Source organism: Nocardioides glacieisoli (assembly GCF_004137245.1).
Taxonomy (GTDB): Bacteria; Actinomycetota; Actinomycetes; order Propionibacteriales; family Nocardioidaceae; genus Nocardioides; species Nocardioides glacieisoli.
In genome coordinates this window covers 85,930-105,862 of the sequence record NZ_SDWS01000007.1, presented here as the reverse complement: position 1 = coordinate 105,862, position 19,933 = coordinate 85,930, and the positions used below count along the sequence as shown (strand labels likewise).

Annotated in this window: 19 protein-coding genes; 12 read left to right on the top strand and 7 right to left on the bottom strand. The window is 71.9% G+C overall.

Annotated elements, in window-relative coordinates; translation table 11 throughout:
- Nucleotides 1-20: 20 nt before the first annotated feature.
- Nucleotides 21-1,844 carry a glutamine--fructose-6-phosphate transaminase (isomerizing) gene (gene glmS, locus EUA06_RS15620; RefSeq protein WP_129477454.1) on the bottom strand — a complete coding sequence of 608 codons (1,824 nt, stop codon included), beginning with the start codon at nt 1,842-1,844 and terminating at the stop codon, nt 21-23.
- Nucleotides 1,845-1,867: 23 nt separating this feature from the next.
- Nucleotides 1,868-2,128 carry a hypothetical protein gene (locus tag EUA06_RS15615; protein ID WP_129477452.1) on the bottom strand — a complete coding sequence of 87 codons (261 nt, stop codon included), beginning with the start codon at nt 2,126-2,128 and terminating at the stop codon, nt 1,868-1,870.
- 248 nt (nt 2,129-2,376) lie between these two features.
- On the opposite strand from EUA06_RS15615, the gene EUA06_RS23240 reads away from it, so the two are divergent.
- The 5 genes from EUA06_RS23240 to EUA06_RS15595 all read left to right on the top strand — a co-directional run bounded on the left by EUA06_RS23240 (nt 2,377) and on the right by EUA06_RS15595 (nt 4,589).
- On the top strand, nt 2,377-2,502 hold the full coding sequence (locus tag EUA06_RS23240) for a hypothetical protein (protein ID WP_277985676.1): 126 nt from the start codon (nt 2,377-2,379) through the stop codon (nt 2,500-2,502).
- Nucleotides 2,503-2,663: 161 nt separating this feature from the next.
- Nucleotides 2,664-3,233 (top strand): YceI family protein, encoded by a 570-nt coding sequence (locus EUA06_RS15610; protein ID WP_129477450.1) that lies wholly within the window; start codon nt 2,664-2,666, stop codon nt 3,231-3,233.
- Nucleotides 3,234-3,377: 144 nt separating this feature from the next.
- Nucleotides 3,378-3,935, top strand: coding sequence for a TetR/AcrR family transcriptional regulator (locus EUA06_RS15605; protein WP_207208383.1), 558 nt, complete (start codon nt 3,378-3,380; stop codon nt 3,933-3,935).
- On the top strand, nt 3,928-4,272 hold the full coding sequence (locus tag EUA06_RS15600) for a DMT family transporter (RefSeq protein ID WP_129477448.1): 345 nt from the start codon (nt 3,928-3,930) through the stop codon (nt 4,270-4,272). Before EUA06_RS15605 ends, EUA06_RS15600 begins: the two co-directional genes overlap by 8 nt.
- Nucleotides 4,269-4,589 (top strand): DMT family transporter, encoded by a 321-nt coding sequence (locus EUA06_RS15595; RefSeq protein ID WP_129477447.1) that lies wholly within the window; start codon nt 4,269-4,271, stop codon nt 4,587-4,589. Before EUA06_RS15600 ends, EUA06_RS15595 begins: the two co-directional genes overlap by 4 nt.
- A gap of 16 nt (nt 4,590-4,605) precedes the next feature.
- Here EUA06_RS15595 and EUA06_RS15590 read toward each other — a convergent pair whose 3' ends face one another.
- A complete protein-coding gene (locus EUA06_RS15590; protein ID WP_242498183.1) occupies nt 4,606-6,351 on the bottom strand; it encodes a DEAD/DEAH box helicase in 1,746 nt (581 codons plus the stop codon).
- 106 nt (nt 6,352-6,457) lie between these two features.
- Here EUA06_RS15590 and EUA06_RS15585 point away from each other — a divergent pair, with 106 nt between their 5' ends.
- The 3 genes from EUA06_RS15585 (at nt 6,458) to EUA06_RS15575 (ending at nt 9,320) form a co-directional block, all read left to right on the top strand.
- Nucleotides 6,458-7,366 carry a GNAT family N-acetyltransferase gene (locus EUA06_RS15585; protein ID WP_129477443.1) on the top strand — a complete coding sequence of 303 codons (909 nt, stop codon included), beginning with the start codon at nt 6,458-6,460 and terminating at the stop codon, nt 7,364-7,366.
- Between the two features lie 183 nt (nt 7,367-7,549).
- A complete protein-coding gene (locus EUA06_RS15580) occupies nt 7,550-8,395 on the top strand; it encodes a response regulator transcription factor (protein ID WP_129477807.1) in 846 nt (281 codons plus the stop codon).
- A gap of 166 nt (nt 8,396-8,561) precedes the next feature.
- The gene (locus tag EUA06_RS15575) at nt 8,562-9,320 is read left to right on the top strand and encodes a response regulator transcription factor (RefSeq protein ID WP_129477441.1); all 759 of its coding nucleotides are present in this window, start codon (nt 8,562-8,564) and stop codon (nt 9,318-9,320) included.
- 94 nt (nt 9,321-9,414) lie between these two features.
- On the opposite strand, the gene EUA06_RS15570 is transcribed toward EUA06_RS15575, so the two are convergent.
- Genes EUA06_RS15570 through EUA06_RS15555 form a run of 4 tightly spaced genes read right to left on the bottom strand, consistent with a single transcriptional unit; the run spans nt 9,415 to nt 16,475 of the window.
- Nucleotides 9,415-12,489, bottom strand: a complete 3,075-nt coding sequence (locus tag EUA06_RS15570; protein WP_340640795.1) for an FtsX-like permease family protein — start codon at nt 12,487-12,489, stop codon at nt 9,415-9,417.
- 5 nt (nt 12,490-12,494) lie between these two features.
- Nucleotides 12,495-14,879, bottom strand: a complete 2,385-nt coding sequence (locus tag EUA06_RS15565) for a hypothetical protein (RefSeq protein WP_129477437.1) — start codon at nt 14,877-14,879, stop codon at nt 12,495-12,497.
- A gap of 25 nt (nt 14,880-14,904) precedes the next feature.
- Nucleotides 14,905-15,591, bottom strand: coding sequence for an ABC transporter ATP-binding protein (locus EUA06_RS15560; RefSeq protein ID WP_165354415.1), 687 nt, complete (start codon nt 15,589-15,591; stop codon nt 14,905-14,907).
- Nucleotides 15,588-16,475 carry an ABC transporter ATP-binding protein gene (locus tag EUA06_RS15555; protein ID WP_242498182.1) on the bottom strand — a complete coding sequence of 296 codons (888 nt, stop codon included), beginning with the start codon at nt 16,473-16,475 and terminating at the stop codon, nt 15,588-15,590. The genes EUA06_RS15560 and EUA06_RS15555 overlap by 4 nt, the downstream gene beginning before the upstream one ends.
- A 63-nt stretch (nt 16,476-16,538) precedes the next feature.
- Between EUA06_RS15555 and EUA06_RS15550 the strand changes: the two genes are divergently transcribed.
- The 4 genes from EUA06_RS15550 to EUA06_RS15535 all read left to right on the top strand — a co-directional run bounded on the left by EUA06_RS15550 (nt 16,539) and on the right by EUA06_RS15535 (nt 19,927).
- Complete coding sequence (locus EUA06_RS15550) at nt 16,539-17,186, top strand: response regulator transcription factor (protein ID WP_129477431.1); 648 nt, start codon at nt 16,539-16,541, stop codon at nt 17,184-17,186.
- 118 nt (nt 17,187-17,304) lie between these two features.
- Complete coding sequence (locus tag EUA06_RS15545) at nt 17,305-18,816, top strand: SDR family NAD(P)-dependent oxidoreductase (RefSeq protein ID WP_242498181.1); 1,512 nt, start codon at nt 17,305-17,307, stop codon at nt 18,814-18,816.
- Between the two features lie 12 nt (nt 18,817-18,828).
- Nucleotides 18,829-19,464: a hypothetical protein gene (locus EUA06_RS15540; RefSeq protein ID WP_129477429.1), complete on the top strand. Its 636-nt coding sequence runs from the start codon at nt 18,829-18,831 to the stop codon at nt 19,462-19,464.
- 4 nt (nt 19,465-19,468) lie between these two features.
- Entirely contained in the window at nt 19,469-19,927 is a 459-nt protein-coding gene (locus EUA06_RS15535) for a GNAT family N-acetyltransferase (protein WP_165354414.1), read from the top strand.
- Nucleotides 19,928-19,933: the final 6 nt, after the last annotated feature.

Here is a 19,933-nt window from a genome sequence, read left to right as displayed (position 1 = left end):
CGCCCAGTCCATTTCTCAGGTCACTCGACGGTGACGGACTTCGCCAGGTTGCGCGGCTTGTCGATGTCGTGACCGAGGTGCTGGGCTGCGTGGTACGCCAGCAGCTGCAGCGGGATGGTCAGCAGGATCGGGTCGAGCTCCGGCTCGTTGCGCGGCACGTCGATCCGGCGGGCGCGGACCTCGCCGAGGTCGACCTCCGCGTGGGTGATGACGACCAGCGGACCCTGGCGCGCGTCGATCTCGTGCAGCGCACCGATGTTGCGCTCGGTCAGCTCGTCGCGCGGCACCAGCGCGACCGTCGGCACCTCGGGATCGATGAGGGCCAGCGGGCCGTGCTTGAGCTCGGAGGTCTGGTAGGCCTCGGCGTGCCGATAGCTGATCTCCTTGAACTTCTGGGCGCCCTCGCGGGCGACCGGGAAGCCGCGCACGCGGCCGATGAAGAACAGGCTCCGCGCCTCGGCGAGCTGGTGCGCGACCTCGACCAGGTCGGCCTCGCCGGCGAGGACCTCCTCGATCTGGGCCGGCAGCCTCTCCAGCCCGGCGACCAGCCGCTTGCCATCGGCGATCGACAGGTCGCGGGTGCGACCGAGCTGCAGCGCGAGCAGCGCGAAGCCCAGGAACATGTTGGTCAGCGCCTTGGTGCTGGCGACCGCGACCTCCGGCCCGGCGTGCAGGTAGATGCCGCCGTCGCACTCGCGGGCGATCGCCGACCCGACGACGTTGACGAGGCCGACGCAGCGCCCGCCCTTGCGGCGTACCTCCTGGACGGCGAGCAGGGTGTCGATGGTCTCGCCGGACTGGCTGACGGCCACGTAGAGGGTGTCGGGCTCGATGACCGGGTCGCGGTAGCGGAACTCGCTCGCGGCCTCGGCGTCGGCGGGGATGCGGGCCAGCTCCTCGATCAGCGCGGCACCCATCTGGCCGACGTAGTAGGCCGAGCCGCAGCCGAGGATCTTCACCCGGCGCACCGCGCGGAGGTCGCGCGCGTCCATGTCGAGGCCGCCGAGGTGCGCGGTGCCGAACCGCTCGTCGAGCCGGCCGCGCAGCACGGCCTGCGACGACGTCGGCTGCTCGAGGATCTCCTTGCGCATGAAGGACTCGTGCTCGCCGGCCTCGTACGCCGATGCGTCGATGTCGACCTCACTCGCGGTCTTGCCGGTGGAGGCGAGGTCGCTGTGGCGCATCGTGGTGAAGCCGGCCGCCGTCACGGTGGCCATCTCGCCGTCGTCGAGCATCGCCACGGTCGTGGTGTGGCGGACGATCGCGGCCAGGTCGGAGGCGACGTACATCTCCTTGTCACCGACGCCGACGACCAGCGGGCTGCCGTTGCGGGCCACGACGATGCGGTCGGGGAAGTCGGCGTGGAGCACGGCGAGGCCGTAGGTCCCCACGACCGAGCCGAGCGCGTCGCGCACCTTGCCCTCGAGGGTGTCGGCGTCGCTGCGCGCGACCAGGTGGGCGATCACCTCGGTGTCGGTGTCGCTCGCGAGGGTGACGCCGGCGTCGGTGAGCCCGGCGCGCAGGGCGGCCGAGTTGTCGATGATCCCGTTGTGCACCACCGCGACGCGGCCGGACTCGTCCTGGTGGGGGTGCGCGTTGCCGTCGGTCGCGGGGCCGTGGGTGGCCCAGCGGGTGTGGCCGATGCCGGTCGTGCCGGTGAACCGCTTCGGCAGCGCCGCGGTCAGGTCGCGCACCCGCCCGGCCTGCTTGGCCACCCGGACGCCGCGCGTGCCGAGCACGGCGACCCCGGCGGAGTCGTAGCCGCGGTGCTCGAGGCGGGTGAGTCCTTCGAGGACGACGGGGGCGGCGTCCTGGCGGCCGATGTAGCCGACGATTCCACACATGTGGGCTGTTCCTTCTCTCGTGTCTAGCCGTAGACGATGCGACGCAGCTGGCGCTCGGTGAGCCCGGGCGCGGCGACGACGCGCTGCTCGAGCTCCTCGGCGATCCGCGCGAAGATCTCGGGGTTCTTCGCGCCGTACGTCTTGAGGTGGGCGTGCCGCGACCTGACGTAGTCCTCCACGGGCTGGGCGTGGAAGGCGATCACGTCGTCGATCACCCGAGCCGCCTCTCCTGGCGTCAGCGACGTGGTGGCGACGACGTGGGAGACGAGGGCGGGGTCGGGCACCAGAGAATGGTGGACGTTCAACCAGCCCGATGCCAACTTCCTGCCCGAAATCGGGCAGAACTTCACATGCGAGGGTCGAACCTCCATCGAGAGGCGGACCCCTTGCGTCCCAAGTGGAGCGTCCCCGCCGCGTGTGAGCCACTCGATGGTGCGCCAGTGGAGGATCACCGCCGCTCTTGAGCGAAATGGGTGCGCACCAGTGGGGACGTGATACCTTGGGTGAACAGAAAGTGAACGGGAGGTGTCACATGAGCAAGCAGACGATGACCGGAGCTCCGGTCTGCACCTGGGTGGCCGTCACCGACGCGTCGGGTCGCACGCGCATGGAGGCGCGCTGGTCGAGCGTCACCGCCGTCTCCAGCGCCGCCGCCTGAGCGCCGGCACACACAGATCACGAGCCACGCCCCGATCGGGGCGTGGCTCGCTGCATGTCGGGAGGCAGGAAAAAGAGTGCAGCGACGGGGAATGAATCCGGACCGCGGTCCGTTACGGTGGTTGAAAGTTGTACAAACACCCACCCCAGGAGCCCTCAGCCATGACCACCTCGTTCGACGCCCCCACCACCGCCATCGACGACATCACGGGTGACTACACCCTCGACGTCAGCCACAGCCGCCTCGGCTTCGTTGCCCGCCACGCCATGGTGACCAAGGTCCGCGGTCAGTTCGGCGCCTTCACCGGCACGGCCCGCATCGACGAGGCCACGCCTGCCAGCTCCAAGGTCGACCTCTCCATCGAGATCGCCTCTGTCGAGACCGGCAGCCCCGACCGCGACGGCCACCTCACGTCCGGCGACTTCTTCGACGCCGAGACCTACCCGACCATGACCTTCACCTCGACCGACGTGACGCGCGACGGCAACGAGTGGACCGTCACCGGCGACCTCACGATCAAGGACGTCACCAAGTCCGTCGTGATCCCGTTCGAGCAGACCGGCTCCGCCCAGGACCCCTTCGGCAACGTCCGCGTCGGCTTCGAGGGCGAGACCACCATCAACCGCAAGGACTGGGGCCTCACCTGGAACGCCGCGCTCGAGACCGGCGGCGTCCTCGTCTCCGAGAAGATCAAGCTCGAGTTCGACATCTCCGCCATCAAGAGCGCCTGACGAGTCGGCGCATCTGAACGCGCCACCCCTCCCGAGTCGGCGCATCTGTACGCATCACGCGAACAGATGCGCCGACTCGGTGCATTTCTGACGAGCAGATGCGCCCGCTCGGTAGTTGCCTGACTGGATGGTAAAGTTCTCGGCATGACCGACGTCGTCCGCCGACCCTCCACCCGCGACGCCATGGTGGCCGCGGCCGAGAGCGAGCTGCGGACGACCGGGACCCTGTCACTGGACAGCGCCGCCCGTGCGGCCGGCGTGACCAAGCCCGGCCTGATGTACCACTTCTCCACCAAGGAGGAGCTGATGACGGCCGTCCTCGACCGGGTGCTCACCCGCTACGAGATCCAGCTCACCGCTGCGCTCGGCGCGCCCGACTTCGCCGCCGCGCCCGTCGCGGACCGCATGCGGGCGTACGTCGAGTGGGCGTGCGCCGGCGAGTGCGAGTCGGGCGACCTGGTGATGTTCGCCGACCCGCGCCTGCGGGACTCGCTCACGCAGCACTGGACCGAGCGCATCGAGCCGTGGCTCCAGGTCCCCGACCACGTGCCCGCGGCACAGCGCTCGGCGCTCCTGGCCGCCCGGCTGCTGGCCGACGGCGTCTGGTTCAACCTCGCCAGCGACCTGCTGCCCCTCACCGCCGCCGACCTTGCCGGGGTGCGCGCCGCCGCGTTCGCGTTGCTGGAGGTCACCGATGCGTAGCTGGGGCCTGCTGGTCGCGGCCGTCGCCAGCGAGGTGACCGCGACGCTGGCGCTCAAGGGCGCCCTCGACCGGCCGGTGCTCTACGTCGTCGTGGTCGCGGGCTACCTCGCCGCCTTCACGCTGCTGTCGCTGGTCTTCCGCGCCGGCATGAGCCTCGGCGTCGCCTACGGCATCTGGGCCGCGCTCGGGGTGGTGGGCACGGCGCTGCTCTCGGCGGCCGTCTTCGGCGAGGCCCTCACGCCCGCGATGCTGGTCGGCATCGCGCTGGTCGTCGCCGGCGTGCTCGCGGTCGAGGTCGGGTCGCACCGCGCCCACCGGGCCGAGGTCGCGCCGTGAGCTGGCTCTTCCTGGCCGGCGCGATCCTGGCCGAGGTCGCCGCGACCCTGTCGCTCAAGGTCGCGTCGACGGGCCGCGTCCGGTGGTACGCACCGGTCGTCGGCGGGTACGCCGCCACGTTCGTGCTGCTGTCGCTCGCGCTCGACCGGGGCATGGCCCTCGGCGTCGCCTACGGCATCTGGGCAGCGGTCGGCGTGGCCCTGACTGCGCTGCTGTCACGCCCGCTCTTCGACGAGCCGCTGACGCCGACGATGGCCCTCGGCATCGTGCTGATCATCGCCGGCGTGCTCGCGATCGAGGTCGGCGCGAGCCACTGACGTACGCAGCGACAGGTCAGCGGGGGTTCTTGCCCTTGTAGCTGCTGCCGCCCTTGCGGTGCCCGCCCTGCCCGCCGTGGCCGCCACCGGGGCGACCCCGGTAGGGCCCCTTGTCGGGCGAGATCTCGATGAGCTTGCCGGAGATCCGGGTGCCGGCGAGCCGCTCGAGCGTGCCGGGCGGCAGGGTCGCCGGGAGCTCGACGATCGAGAAGTCGGGCTTGATCATGATGTGCCCGAAGTCGCCGCGCGAGAGCCCGCCCTCGTTCGCGAGCGCGCCGACGATCTGGCGCGGCTCGACCTTGTGGCGCTTGCCGACCTCGAGGCGGTACGCCGCCATCGGCTCGCCGCTGCGCGACTCCCGCGGGTGGCGGTCGGCCTTGCCGGCGTGGGTCGGCCGCTCGTCGAAGGTGCGGGTGGAGCGCTCGGGCTCCGGCTCGAGCAGCAGCGGCTGCTCGCCGTGCATCACCGCGGCGAGGGCGGCGGCGACGTCGACCTCGGGCACGTCGTGCTCGCTGACGTAGTGGGAGACCACGTCGCGGAAGAAGTCGATCCGCTCCGGCTGGGCCAGCGCCTGGGTGATCTGCTCGTCGAAGCGCGAGAGCCGCGTGGCGTTGACGTCGTCGACGGTCGGCAGCTGCATCTGGGTGAGCGGCTGGCGGGTGGCCTTCTCGATCGAGCGCAGCAGGTGCCGCTCGCGCGGGGTGACGAACGCGATCGAGTCGCCGCTGCGGCCCGCGCGGCCGGTGCGGCCGATGCGGTGGACGTACGACTCCGTGTCGGTCGGGATGTCGTAGTTGACGACGTGGCTGATCCGCTCGACGTCGAGCCCGCGGGCGGCGACGTCGGTGGCGACGAGGATGTCGAGCTTGCCGGCCTTGAGCTGGTTGATCGTCCGCTCGCGCTGCACCTGGGCGACGTCGCCGTTGATCGCCATCGCGCTGTAGCCGCGGGCCCGCAGCTTCTCGGCGAGCGTCTCGGTCTCGTTCTTGGTGCGGACGAAGACGATCATCCCCTCGAAGTTCTCCACCTCGAGGATGCGGGTGAGGGCGTCGACCTTCTGCGGGTAGGACACGATCAGGTAGCGCTGGGTGATCGAGGAGACCGTCGACGTCTTGTTCTTGACGGTGATCTCGACCGGGTCCTCGAGGTACTTCTTCGAGATGCGGCGGATCTGCGCCGGCATCGTCGCGGAGAACAGCGCGACGTGCTTGTCGTCAGGGGTGTCGGCGAGGATCGTCTCGACGTCCTCTGCGAAGCCCATGTTGAGCATCTCGTCGGCCTCGTCGAGGACGAGGAAGCGCAGCTCGCTGAGGTCGAGGGTGCCCTTCTCGAGGTGGTCCATGATCCGCCCGGGCGTGCCGACGACGACGTGGACGCCGCGTCGCAGCGCGGAGAGCTGGACGCCGTAGCCCTGGCCGCCGTAGATCGGCAGGACGCGCACGCCCTTCATGTGGGCGGCGTACTTCTCGAAGGCCTCCGAGACCTGGATGGCGAGCTCACGGGTCGGGGCGAGCACGAGCGCCTGCGGCGTCTTCTGCGACAGGTCGAGGCGCGACAGGATCGGCAGCGCGAAGGCGGCGGTCTTGCCGGTGCCGGTCTGCGCGAGGCCGACGACGTGGCGGCCCTCGAGCAGCGGCGGGATGGTCAGCGCCTGGATCTGCGACGGGGTCTCGTAGCCGACGGCGGACAGTCCCTTGAGGACCTCCGGCGACAGGCCGAGGTCGGAGAAGGTCTGCTCGGGTGCTAGGGGCTCTTCGCTCACGCTCACCACGGTAGGGCCTCAGGGGTGTTTCGGTCATTCCGGGACGTGCCTGCTGAGCGCGGATAAGCGCAAGACAGCGCGCCACGTGAGCGAGCACACTCTCCGCATGTCAGCACGGCTCCCCGACGGCCTCACCACCCGGCCCCTCCAGAAGTCCGATGCCCACGCCGTCTTCGTCCTGATGGCGGCCCAGGAGCAGGAGGACATCGGTGAGGTCGGCATCGAGGAGGCCGACATCGTCAGCGACTGGGCCAGGCCCAGCCACGACCTCGGCGCCCGGTCGGTGGGCGTCCTCGACGGCGACACGCTCGTGGCGTACGCCGAGCTGATGGGCGTCGACCGCGCCGACACCTCCGTCCTGCCCTCGCACCGCGGGCGCGGGATCGGCACCTGGCTCGCGCAGTGGCTCGAGGACCTCGGCCGCCGCGTGGGCTCCCCCGTCATCGGGATGCCGGTGCCGCAGGGCTCGCCGGGCGACCGGTTGCTCGAGGAGCTCGGCTTCCGGGTGAGGTGGACCAGCTGGGTCCTGAAGCTGCCCGCGGGCGCCTCGATCCCCGAGCGCGACCTGCCGGCCGGCTACACCGTCCGCACCGCCGAGCCCGGCGAGCTGCGGGCCGCGCACGACGTGCTGGAGGACGCGTTCCTCGAGTGGTCGGTGCGCGACCGCGAGCCGTTCGAGGACTTCGAGGCCGCGACGGCCGGGCGCCCGGGCTTCGAGCCGTGGAACCTCCGGGTCGCCCTCGACCCGGACGGCGCGGTCGTGGGCGTCTCGCTGGTCCTCGTCTCGGACAACGGCTCGACCGGCTACGTCGACCGGCTCGCCGTACGCAAGGACCAGCGCAACCGCGGGCTGGCCCAGGCCCTGCTGGTGGACTCGTTCGCCCGGGCCCGCGAGCACGGCACGTCGACGGCCGAGCTGAGCACGGACTCCCGGACCGGGGCGCTCCCCCTCTACGAAAGGGTGGGAATGGTCGTAGAGAGCGTCTGGGTCAATCGGGGTCTCGATCTCGCGTAGACCGCGGAAAACGCATCCTGAAAGGGTTACGGCAAAAGTTTCCGTCAATACCAGTGGTCTAGACCTGAGGCTCGCCTTGAGAAACAACGCTCCTCTGGGGACGTTCTTGGCCTTAACATCGACCGACGCCGGATCGGGCGGCGCCACGACAGGGACGTGGGGTCCCTGTTTTCGGCATTTTTAATGTGGGGGTTCCACGTGCAAGATCTACATGCATTGGTCGTCGAAGACGATCCGGACATTTCCTCGGCGCTGGTGGAGACACTGGAGGGCGCGGGCTTCCGCGTGACCTCGGCGCGCGACGGACGGGCAGCAGTGGACGTGGCGGCAGCCGATCCACCGGACCTGGTCACGCTCGACCTCACGCTGCCGCACATGGACGGCATCGAGGTGTGCCGCCGCATCCGGGAGACCAGCGACTGCTACATCGTGATCGTGTCCGCACGGTCCGACGAGGTGGACAAGCTGATCGGCCTGGAGGTCGGCGCGGACGACTTCGTCCTCAAGCCGTTCTCGCCGCGCGAGCTGCGGGCCCGAGTGGCCGCGCTGTTCCGCCGGCCGCGGACCGCGATGGGCGGTGACGACGGCGCCGCTTCGGCGCCGCACGTGCCGAGCCCGTCGCAGCCGGCCGACGAACCGACGACCATCGCCTGCGGTGCCGGGCTGGTCATCAACTCGGCGCGGCGCGAGGTGCAGATCGACGGCACGATCGTCGAGCTGACCCGCATCGAGTACGACGTGCTGGAGTACCTCGCCACGCACCTGTCGCGGGTCTGCACCCGCGAGGAGATGGTCCTGGCCATCTGGAGCAGCGCGCTCACCCACGACCACCACCTGGTGGACGTGCACGTGGCCAACCTGCGCGGCAAGCTGCGTCGGCACTCCGACGCCACGTGGATCCACACGATCCGCGGCATCGGCTACCGGATGGACCGCGAGGACCAGCCGCAGGACCGGCGCGCCGGCGGCGGCCCCTACCTCGTGGCGCGGATCGACTCCGAGGACTGGGCCCGCGGGCTCGACTTCTGAGCGGACCGCCCCGGGTGGCCCGCTGCGCCCGACAGTCGGATAACGGACACGAACCGGGTCACTCGCCCTAGCATCGGGAGTGGCCCGGCTCGTGCGTGCGCACGATCCGGTTCACGGGGGCCCGACCACGTGCCTCCTAGGCTCTTCATCCGGGGGGATGACACACATGGACAACCGACGGACAGCCGTCGTCGTGGAGGACGATCGCGACGTCGGCGACGCCATCTCCGGACTGCTCGCGAAGGCCGGCTTCGAGGTCACTGTCGCGAGCAACGGCATCGACGCGCTTGCGGTGATCCGCGACGAGCGGCCCGACCTGGTCACGCTCGACCTGACCCTGCCCGACATCGACGGGGTCGAGGTCTGCCGCCAGGTGCGCCTGGTCAGCGACTGCTACGTGATCGTGGTCAGTGGACGCACGGCCGAGCTCGACCGGTTGATCGGGCTCGAGGTCGGTGCCGACGACTACCTGGTCAAGCCGTTCTCGATGCGCGAGCTCCAGGCGCGCGTCGCCGCGCTCTTCCGGCGTCCCCGCAGCAGCGACCTCGTGTCGCCCGAGGCTGCCGCCGCCTCCCAGCAGGCGCACGCCGACGCGACACCCGACGCGTTCGACTCGAGGACCGGGTGCGACGACCTGCTCGTCGACTCACGCTCCCGCGAGGTCCGGGTCGACGGCGAGGAGATCGAGCTGACGCGCACCGAGTTCGACCTGCTCGCCCACCTGGTCAGCCACCCCGGTGTCGTCGTCGCCCGCGAGGACCTGCTCAGGGCCGTCTGGTCGACCGACTTCGTCCCCGACAGCACCCACGTCGTCGACGTGCACCTGGCCAACCTGCGCCGCAAGCTGCGCGCGGCCTCGGCCGACGACCAGTGGATCCGCACGATCCGGGGCGTCGGGTTCCGGTTCGACCCCTGCTGCGCCTGACCTGTCAGGCTCTCGCTGAACTTGTCAGGCCGTGCACGGGCCGACACGTTCAGTGATCCCCGGTCAGCCGGGGATCACTGGAGGACGGGAAGGCTCAACGCGCGCTCTCCCGCAGGGTCGCGCCGCGCGCGCCCCGCACGGTCATCGACGCGCTGATCAGGGCGACGGCGCCGAAGACGGCCGCCGCGAGCAGCGCCAGCACCACCAGCCGCAGCGGCGAGATCGTCGCGATCAGGGCAGGGGTCGCCAGGCCCTCGGCGTAGCCCAGGGTCAGCGAGCGCAGGACGACGTACTGGGCGAGCGAGCCCGCCAGGATGCCGGCGATCGCGGCGCTGCCGAGCACCACCGCGAGCTCGCGCACGACGGCGACCATCACCGACGAGCGGGGTACGCCGACCACGCGCAGGGCGGCAGCGTCACGCCGGCGCGCCGGCAGCTGGACGGCCGCGCTGACGAACAGCCCGGCGAGCGCCATCAGCAGCACCAGCGCGGCGACGACGGCGTAGAGCCGCAACGCGAGGGCGTACGCACTCTGGTCGAGGACCCGCCGCTCCTGGGCGAGGGTCGTCTCGACGGTCATGCCGGCGGCCGAGAGGGCCTCGATGACCGCGGCGGGAGCGCCCTCGCGCTGGAGCACGCGGGTGTCGAGGTTGCTGTTGTAGACCGGTCGGTCGGTGATGAACGACGTGTAGTCGACGAGCAGGCCGGCCGGACCGACGAAGGGCATGCCCTCGATCTCACCGACGGGTCCCACCGGGATGAGGCCCAGGCCCTCGTCGAGCTTGGCCAGTGCGGTCTGCTGCACCTTGGGTCCCATCAGGGCCAGCCGCTGCCGGATGATGCCGCCGGAGGTGAGGCGGGCCATGCCGACCGAGTCGCCGGTGTCGAGGTCGAGCTCGAGGTGGCCGTCGGACTCGCGCAGGTCGGTGATCGCGGTGCGGACCGCCGGGTCAGGGGTGGCGACCCAGCCCGCTCCCTCGATCACACCCGGGATCGGCTCGCCGTCTGCGTCGATGGAGAGGACCGTCGCCGAGCCCGACATGGCGGTGTTGGTGCCGGCTCCGCCGCCGAGCGTCATGCCCTCGACGGGGCACGGGAGGTCGCGGCACCACGGGACCTTCGCCGACCTGGTCACCTCACCGGGGCCGTAGGGACCGAGGTAGACCTTGAGCGGGATGCCGTCGCGGCGACCGAACCGCACCTCCAGGGACAGCGGCCGCTCGCTCTCGACGTCGCTGTCGATCGTGACCGAGATGCGTCGGCCGGAGAAGGTCGGAACGACGCCGGGGGGCTCGATGTCGGCGGCGACCTGCTCGACGTCGCGACCCGGGCTCCACGTCGGGGGCCACGTCGCGACCCTGGCCAGTCGGCTGCTGTCGACGACGGCGAAGTGCGCCCCGGGGTTGAGGACGGAGCCGGCCGCCATCACCCAGTCACCCTCCGGGTCTATCCGACGGGTGAGCTCGAGCGTCTCGGCGTAGGTCACCGGCGAGTGCCAGGTCGTGTCGGCAGGCGAGGCGGTGGCGGCGACGCTGGTGCGCCAGGTCGCGGCCGAGTCGTAGACGCCGGCACCGAAGACCGCGACCGCGATCGCTGCGGTGATCGGCAGGATGACGAGGGTGCCCTCCTGGCGGCGCGAGATCGCGCGCGAGGAGACGAAGCCGCTGAGCGAGCGGCCGCGCGAGCGGTTGGTCCACCAGGTGGCGAGGACGGTCGTGAGCCGGGTGGCCGCCAGTCCCGCGACCACCGCGAGCAGCACGGGGAGCAGGAGGTCGGTGACGTCGGGGTCACCACCACCGGAGTCGGACAGCTTGCTCAGCAGGACCGCGGCGGCGAGGGAGACCAGGGTGAGCTGGGCGATGACGGACCAGCGGCGCGCTGCCACCGGACGGCGTACGCCACTGAGCTGGGACGCGAGCGACTCCCGCACCACCAGGCCGATGGCGACACAGGCGACCGCCACCGCGGCCAGCAGCACGAGCGCGGCAGCGATCCAGCTCGCGGCGCCGATCGGCAGGGACAGCCCCGGGACGAGCCACGCGCGGGTCAGCAGCAGTCCGCTGCCCAGGCCGAGGGCGATGCCGATCGGGGTGGCGATCAGCAGGATGGTCAGCGGTTCGGCGAGACCGAGCGCCCACAGCCGCCGGGAGTTCACCCCCCGCAGCGAGGCCAGGGCGAGCTCCGGCACGCGGAGCTCGCTCGCCGCCGTGAGCAACCGCATCAGCAGCGCCAGCGCCACGAGCACCAGCGACAGCACGGCAGGGGAGATCGAGCTGCGGGCGGTGGCCTGCTGCGACTCCACCTCGTCGACCACCGCAGCCAGGTCGTTGGTGCTGTCGTCGGCGAGCGTGCCGCCCTCGACCTCGACCACCGCGTCGTCGGGGATGGACGCGGCCGATCGCGCGGCCACGCCGAGCTCGGCCGGGGTGATGTCGGCGGGCACGTCGAGGAAGGTGTCGACACGCACCGTCCACTGGCCCACGGCCTCGACCGTCTCCGGCGTGGTGATGACCGGCCCGGGCGAGTACGGCGTGTAGGGGCCCGAGATGGACGTCATCTCGTTCGTGATCGTCAGGCGTCGCGGCACCAACCAGTCGGTCGCGTCGGCGGGGGTGACGTAGGTCCCGACGACGGTGACCTCGCCGATCCCGGGGCGCGGCAGTCCCAGCCCCTGGAGCGCGGGCGGCTCGAAGCCGACGAGGTCCAGCGGCTCGCCGATCGTGGCACCGGCCTGCTCGGCCGCCTTCTCCAGCAGCAGCACCTCGCCCGTCTTCTCGGGGCACCGGCCGGTGATCTCGAGACCCTCGCAGGCGTCGTCACGTGCCCAGAGCTCCACGGAGCCCCGCAGCGCCATCAGCCGCTCCGACTGCACGATCGCCACCGTCCGCCGCCACGGTCCCTCGTTGCGCGAGTCGGTGGCGGCCACGGCGTCGCGCGCGGCGTCGGCGCTCGACTGCTGCGAGTCGGGGGTGAAGACCCGGCTGAGCCCGGTCAGCGCGGGCGGCGCCTCGCGGAGCCGGGTGACCAGGTAGGAGTTGGTGACGGCCCCGGCGAAGATCGGACCGAGCACCGCGGACGCCACGGCGAGGGCGGTGAGGAGGACCGACCCCGCACTGAGGAGCGCGCGCGAGCGCACGCCCCGCAGGATCGCGCCGAGCATCCCGAACATGGAGCTCACCCTTCGTCCTCCCGCAGCAGGCTGGGTCGGGTCGTCGAAGCGCGTACGGCGCGGGCGCGCCCCCCGACCACGACGACCGCCACGGCCGCGAGCACTGCCGGGATCACCAGCGGCACGAGGTGCGGTGCGGTGTCGAGCGCGATGCCGGCGACGGGGAGCGAGAGGAGGGGCAGGCCGGAGAGGAGGAGGGTGACGGCGAGCCAGCCACCCGCGACCACGGCCGCGATCACCAGGCCGGTGAGGCTGACGATCTCCAGCCGTCCGGCCTTGCGGACGGTGCCGACGGAGATGCCGACCACGCGCAGGGATGCCACGTCGCGACGGTAGTCGCGGAGGTGGCGGGCCACTCCGGCGCCCAGCGCCAGCAGTGCGACCAGGGCACACGCGAGTGCCGTGAGGGCGTACGCCACGGTCTGCGCACCGCCGTGGGTGTCACCGAGCTGCTCGCGGACCGCCGCGAACGTGCGCCACGACGAACCCGTGGTCTCGGCGACCCGGTCGAGCATTCCCTCGGGCGTGCCGGCGGCTGCGACGATCTGGACCTCGGCGGACGGCACGGTCGGATCCGAGCCGACGGCCGACGTGCGGATGTCGGAGAGGAGGCCGATGCTCCCGAGCAGGGGCATGGTCCGGGCGATCCCGAGGACGTCGGTCGAGCGCTCGTCGCCACCGAGGTCGAGCGCCTGCGGCGCCTCCTCGTCTGCCCCCTCGTCTGCCCCCTCGTCTGTCACGAGCACCGGCACGGAGCCATTGCGCGACTCGTCGACCAGGCGGAGCGGTGTGTTCGGCAGCAGCGAGAGCTCCAACCCGACGGGGAGGTTGACCAGCAGCATCCGGTCGACGCTGTCCGGCGGCAGGAAGCGGTCGCCGAGGGCGGCGGCCACCGACGACGGGTCGGGCAGCCAGGTGGATCGCGCCAGGTCCGTCTCGCCGATCGCGATGGAGCTGACCAGCACGCGGAACGGGTCGACGGTGAAGACGGCGGCCAGGTCGCGGGAGACCTCGAGCCCGGTGACCAGGCAGCCGTCGGCACACTCGCGCAGCCGGACGGAGGACTCGACCGGCACGTCCTCGCGCCGGAACCTCACCGTCGACGTCGCGATGCCGGACACGTTGTCGGAGCCGATGTAGGAGACCCGCACCACCAGCGCGCTCGAGCGGCCGGACCCGAAGCGGGTGCCGTCCGGCGCGGTGAGCACCTGCGGGGGCGGGAGCGTGGTGGCGCTCGCCCTGACGACGAGGCGCTCACCCGTTGCCTGGAGGGGTACGGCGCCGGTGCTGAGGCGACCGACAGCGTCCGACGCCGCGCGGGCGGGTGTGCCGTCGTAGAAGTCGCCCACCACGGCATCCCAGCGGCCGGCGTCGACGTACGCCCGGCGCTCGCCGAGGCGGCCCTCGTTGCGGACGATCGCGGTGGCGATCAGGTGGTCGCCCTCGGGGTCGACCTCCTCGGTGAGGTCCACGGCGCCCATGGCGCCGATCTCGGTCGCGACGATCGTGCGGGCACCGGGCACCTCGACGCCCGCCTGCTCCTCGGTCCACCGGTCGACGCTGACGGCACCGCTCAGGGCGAGCGATCCCACGACGGCTGCGGCCACCACGAGGCGTACGGGCGTGACGAGGTCATCGGCGCGGGCGAGCCGCCGGGCCGCGAGGAAGGCGCCGATGCCGCGCCGCTCGGTGGCCGGCGTGAGGCTGCGGGCGGCGATGCGGATCACCCAGATCGCGACCTGGCCGAGGGCCAGGCCGACGAGCGCCGGGCCCAGCAGGACGAGCAGGTCGGGCTCCCCGGCGGCAGAGCGGCTGCGGTAGGCGGCGACTCCGGCGCCGACCAGCACGAGGACGCTGAGGAAGACGGCGAGGGTGGTGGCGCGGCGCGGCCGGCGGCGCATCGAGACCTGGACGGAGAGCGGCTCGCGGAGCGCGGCGGCCGCGGACAGGCCGACGATGACCAGTGCGGCGCCCGCGATCGCTGCGGCGGCGACGACGGCGGGCCGCTCGAGCGCGTCCGACGCCTCGTCGAGCCAGGTCCTCGTGGTGAGGACCGTGCCGGCGGCGCCCACGGCGAGTCCGATCAGGGTGCCGACGACGATGGCCAGCAGCGGCTCGACGAGGAGGAAGCGCCAGAGCCGGAAGCCGTGGATGCCGCGGAGCCGGGCCAGGCCGATCTCCTCACGCCGGGCGACGGCGAGCTCGGCGCCGATGCTCGGCACGGCGACCGCACCCAGCAGGAGCAGCGGTGCCGTGAGCCAGCGCGACGTGCCTGCGGCCTCGGCGAACTGGAGCACCGTGACCGCGCCCGCGACGACGACTGCGGCCATCAGCACGAGGGTGGTCAGGGCACCGCGACGACTCCAGACGCCCCGGAGGACACGGCTCACTCCGCTGATCCGTTCGCGCTGCCGCTCACCGTATGACCCGGCCCTCGTCGAGCGCGATGTGGAGGTCGCAGGCCTCGACGACGGCAGGGTCGTGGGTGGCGACGACGACGACGGCTCCGCGCGCCGCCTCCTCGCGCAGCTCTCCGAGGACGACGCCCCGGTTGCCCTCGTCGAGCTCGGAGGTCGGCTCGTCGGCCAGCAGGACGTCGGCGCCGACGACGAAGCCGCGGGCACAGGCCACGCGCTGCATCTGGCCGCCCGACAGCTCCTCGACCTGGCGCTCGCCGAGGTCGGCGATGCCGAATCGCGCGAGCGCGGCCTCGGCGGCCTCGTCGGCGTCGGCAGGCGACGTGCCGCGAGCGCGGAGGGCGATGGAGACGTTCTCGCGCGCGGACAGGATCGGGACGAGGCCGTAGACCTGGAGGACGAACGCGACCTCGGAGCGCGGGTCGCCGCTGCCGGTCCACATGTCCTGCGGCCCCTGGCCGACGTCAAGCACCGCGTTGCCCGACGTCGCCTGCAGCAGGCCACCGGCGATCGAGAGGAGCGTGGTCTTGCCCGAGCCGCTGGGCCCGGACAGCGCGGTCACCTTGCCGGCCGGGAACGATACGCTCACGTCGTCGAGCAGCGTGCGGCCGGCGACGTAGGTGATCGAGTCGAGGCGCAGCGCGGCGCTGGTCTGCGTCGGCGCGATGCCGAATCCCTGCGTCACGGGGCGGATCCTTCGCTGCTCGCGCGGGTCACGATGATCCGGCCCTGCTCGTCGTCCTCGAACCGCACCAGCGTCCCCGGCGGCCACTCGGCGGCGATGTGGCCGGGCAGGTGGAGGACGCCGTCCTCGCCCACGACGGCGTACTCCGAGCCGCCGTGGCCCTCCGCACCGACGCGGCCGCCCTTCATCGTGACGGTGCGCGGGAAGGTCGCGGCGACCTCGGGCTGGTGGGTGACGACCACGATCGTGGTGCCGAAGTCGTCGCCGAGGGAGTGGATGAGGTGGAGCACGTGGTCGCGGTCGGCGTGGCTGAGCTGGCTGGTCGGCTCGTCGGCGAGCAGCAGCCGCGGTGCGGTCGAGACCGCGCACGCGAGGGCGAGGCGCTGGCGCTGGCCGCCGGACATCGTCGAGACGACCTGGTCGGCCTGCTCGGTGAGTCCGACCCGGTCGAGCAGCTCGGTGTCGGCCAGCGCCTCGTCGCGGTCGCTGCTGGAGAGCGAGAGCCGGGCGAAGGCGATGTTCTGGCGCGCGGTGGCGTACGGCAGGAGGTTGCGGGTGGCGCCCTGCAGCATCGTCGAGACCTGGCGCGAGCGGATCCGGGCGAGGTAGCGCTCGCCCATCCGCGAGACCTCCTCGTCGCCGAGGAAGATCTTGCCGGCACTGGGTCGCTGGATCCCGCCGAGCAGCGCGAGGAGGGTGGACTTGCCCGACCCGCTGGGGCCGAGGAAGGCGACGCGCTCGCCGGGGCGGATGGTCAGGTCGACACCGCGCAGCGCGACGACGTCGTGACCGCCGAAGGTCTTGTAGAGGTGCACGACACCCTCGCACCGGATGCCGAGTCCCCCGGTGCGGGTCTCCTCGACCGTGGCCGCACGTCCCCGCACGTTCTCCCCTTCTCCGGTGAAACAACGGCCCTCAACATACATAAACTGACGTACGTTGAGCGCATGGTGATTCGTGTGGCCCTGGTCAACGACGACGAGGTCGTCGTCCGCGGGCTCGACGCGATGATGCGCAACTACGGCAACCGCGTCGAGGTGGTCGAGCTCGTGGCCGGAAAGCCCGTCGCGCAGCCGGTCGACGTCGCGCTCTACGACACGTTCGGGATGGGCCAGGGCAACGGTCCCGCCGTGCAGCGCCTGGTCGAGAGCCCCCAGGTGCGCAGCGTCGCCGTCTACACCTGGAACTTCCAGCCGTGGCTGACCCGCGACACCCTCAACACCGGTGTCCGCGGCTACCTCTCCAAGAGCCTGCCGGCCTCCCGGCTGGTCGACGCGCTGCACGCCATCTCGGCCGGCCAGGTCGTGGTCTCGCCGTCGCGCGGACGGTCCTCGCTGGTCGGTGGCGACTGGCCCGGGCGCGAGGAGGGCCTGACCGCCCGCGAGGCCGAGGTGCTCTCGCTCATCACGATGGGCCTCAGCAACCAGGGGATCGCCGAGCGCACCCTGCTGTCGCTGAACTCGATCAAGTCCTACATCCGCTCGGCCTACCGCAAGATCGACGTCGACTCCCGCTCCAAGGCGGTGCTCTGGGGCGTCGAGCACGGCATGCGCGCGGACCGCGTGCGGATCAACGGCTCGCCTGCGCGCAAGTGACTGCTCTGGAGTCACCGCTTGTCCGGTGACTCCCATGGTTAGTAGTCGAGATCTGGGCCGACAAGCGTGGCGGTCTCCGGATATCCGGTGACCGCGGCCGGGCCCGTACGCTTCCCCGGTGAGTGAGCAGCACCCCCAGCACGGCCCCGGCATCGACCCCGCCGACCTCGAGGCGACCCTGCGGGTGCTGGCGACGCTCCACCAGCTGCCCGGCGACCACCCCGACCACGTCACGGTGAAGCGGGCCGCGTCGCACATGTACAAGGCGATCAAGTCCGAGCGGAAGCTGAACAAGCGGGCCGCGGAGCTCGCCCACGACCGCGCGATCATCGAGCGCACGGCGACCGGTTCGCCGATGCGGATCGACGACGAGACCGCCGGCATCCCGCTCGTGTCGACGACGGTCGGCGCCTTCGCCGGCGAGCTCGCCGTCGCGCGCGGCTGCTACATCTGCAAGCAGGACTTCACCCTCGTCGACGCGTTCTACCACTGGCTCTGCCCGGCGTGCGCGGCCACGAGCCACGCCAAGCGCGACCAGCGCACCGACCTCACCGGCAAGCGCGCGCTGCTCACCGGGGGTCGCGCCAAGATCGGGATGTACATCGCGCTGCGCCTCCTCCGCGACGGCGCGCACACCACGATCACCACGCGCTTCCCCAAGGACGCCGTGCGCCGCTTCTCCTCGCTGCCCGACGCCGCCGACTGGATCGACCGGCTCAAGGTGGTCGGGATCGACCTGCGCGACCCGACCCAGGTGATCTCGCTGGCCGACGACGTCTCGGCGGCCGGTCGGCTCGACATCCTGATCAACAACGCGTGCCAGACCGTACGACGTACGCCCGGCGCCTACGCCCCGCTGGTCGAGGCCGAGTCGTTGCCGCTGCCGTCGGGGATCGACCTGCCCGAGCTGGTCACCTTCGACCACATCTCCGAGGCGCACCCCGCCGCGATCGCCGGAGCGCTCACGGACACCGCCGTCGCCCACCACCTCGGCGAGAGCGACGACCACGCCCTGGCAGCCCACAACGCGGCGACGCTGACGGCGCTCGCGCTCAAGGCCGGCCACGCCTCGCTCGACGCGCACCTCGCCGGGACCGCCGTCGACGCCGGCGGACTGCTGCCGGACATGCAGGTCAACAACTCGTGGACCCAGACCGTCGGCGAGGTCGACCCGCTCGAGCTCCTCGAGGTGCAGCTCTGCAACTCGATCGCCCCGTTCCTGCTGGTCTCCCGGCTCCGGCCCGCCCTCGCTGCGGCCGCCGCGAACGCCGCCTCCGGCAGGGCGTACGTCGTCAACGTCTCCGCGATGGAGGGCCAGTTCTCGCGGCGCTACAAGGGGCCCGGCCACCCGCACACCAACATGGCCAAGGCCGCGCTCAACATGATGACCCGTACGTCGTCGGGCGAGATGTTCGAGACCGACCGGATCCTGATGACGGCCGTCGACACCGGCTGGATCACCGACGAGCGCCCGCACCACGAGAAGCTCCGCATCGCCGCCGAGGGCTGGCACGCGCCCCTCGACCTGGTCGACGGCGCTGGGCGGGTCTACGACCCGATCGTGCTCGGCGAGGCCGGCACCGACCTCTTCGGCTGCTTCGTGAAGGACTACCAGCCCTCCCCCTGGTGAAAGACTCGCACCATGAGTCTCGAGACCGCCGAAGAGTTCCACGCCCGGGTCGCCGCGGCGACCGACGACGAGGGTCGGCTGCCCGTCGCGATCGAGCTGATGCCGGGCTGGGACATCTTCCCGTTCGAGCTCGACGGTCTGCGGGTCAAGCCGCTCGAGCCGTTGCTGGACGAGGAGCCCGCCCGCCGCGGCGAGGACCCCGCCGACTGCCTGTGCGCCCAGCCCGCCTCGGCCGAGCAGGAGGCCCGGGTCGCGTGGAGCAACGAGCGGTGGCAGCTGCTCGACGCCGGGATGAAGCTCCCGGTCACCCTCATCCTCAAGCCGCGCGCCCACCACGACCTGGCCGACCTCCCCGACGACCTCGCCTCGGAGATGGGCCGGCTGATGGTCGCGGTCACCGCGGCCGTCGAGTCGCTGCCGAGCGTCGGACGCTGCCACGTCGGTCGCTACGGCGACGGTGGTGCGCACCTGCACCCGTTCTTCTTCGGTCGCCCGGCCCGGATGGGCCAGCTGCGCGGCTCATGCGTCCTGGACTGGGAGGAGAACCTCCCCGACATCCCCGACGACGTACGCCGTGCGAACGCCGCGCACGTCGGGCGCCTCCTGGTCGAACGCCTCGGCGGGTCCGGCCCGGCGTGGGAAGCCTGACCGCGTGGAGGTGACCGTCCGCCCCGCCACCCGGGCCGACGTCGACTTCCTGACGACGGTGGTCATCGAGGCGACGCTGCACCAGGGGCGGCTGCCCGACGACTTCGACGAGGTCGACTACCGCGCGGGCTTCGGCGCGTGGACCGCCGAGCAGGTCGACGGGGACGGTTCCGGTTCGTCGATCTCGGTGGTGGAGGTCGACGGTGAGCCCGCGGGCCGGCTGCGCGTCGTACGCCGTGGTGGTCTCGTCGAGATCGCCGGGCTGCAGCTGCTGCCCGACCACCAGTCCCGCGGGGTCGGACGCACGGTCGTCGACGGCGTCCTCGCACAGGCTCGTGCCGACGGGCTCCCCGTCGAGCTCGGCGTGGAGAAGGACAACCCGCGGGCGCGGGCCTTCTGGGAGCGCTGCGGGTTCGCCTACGTCGGCGAGGACGAGGGAGAGCACCGGATGCGGCTGCGGTGAGGCACC

Bases quoted from the DNA above. Each gene is read 5' to 3' on its own strand.
- glmS (WP_129477454.1), bottom strand. From the start codon at position 1,844: ATGTGTGGAATCGTCGGCTACATCGGCCGCCAGGACGCCGCCCCCGTC.
- EUA06_RS23240 (WP_277985676.1), top strand. From the start codon at position 2,377: ATGAGCAAGCAGACGATGACCGGAGCTCCGGTCTGCACCTGGGTGGCC.
- EUA06_RS15610 (WP_129477450.1), top strand. From the start codon at position 2,664: ATGACCACCTCGTTCGACGCCCCCACCACCGCCATCGACGACATCACG.
- EUA06_RS15605 (WP_207208383.1), top strand. From the start codon at position 3,378: ATGACCGACGTCGTCCGCCGACCCTCCACCCGCGACGCCATGGTGGCC.
- EUA06_RS15600 (WP_129477448.1), top strand. From the start codon at position 3,928: ATGCGTAGCTGGGGCCTGCTGGTCGCGGCCGTCGCCAGCGAGGTGACC.
- EUA06_RS15585 (WP_129477443.1), top strand. From the start codon at position 6,458: ATGTCAGCACGGCTCCCCGACGGCCTCACCACCCGGCCCCTCCAGAAG.
- EUA06_RS15580 (WP_129477807.1), top strand. From the start codon at position 7,550: ATGTGGGGGTTCCACGTGCAAGATCTACATGCATTGGTCGTCGAAGAC.
- EUA06_RS15575 (WP_129477441.1), top strand. From the start codon at position 8,562: ATGGACAACCGACGGACAGCCGTCGTCGTGGAGGACGATCGCGACGTC.
- EUA06_RS15570 (WP_340640795.1), bottom strand. From the start codon at position 12,489: ATGTTCGGGATGCTCGGCGCGATCCTGCGGGGCGTGCGCTCGCGCGCG.
- EUA06_RS15550 (WP_129477431.1), top strand. From the start codon at position 16,539: ATGGTGATTCGTGTGGCCCTGGTCAACGACGACGAGGTCGTCGTCCGC.
- EUA06_RS15540 (WP_129477429.1), top strand. From the start codon at position 18,829: ATGAGTCTCGAGACCGCCGAAGAGTTCCACGCCCGGGTCGCCGCGGCG.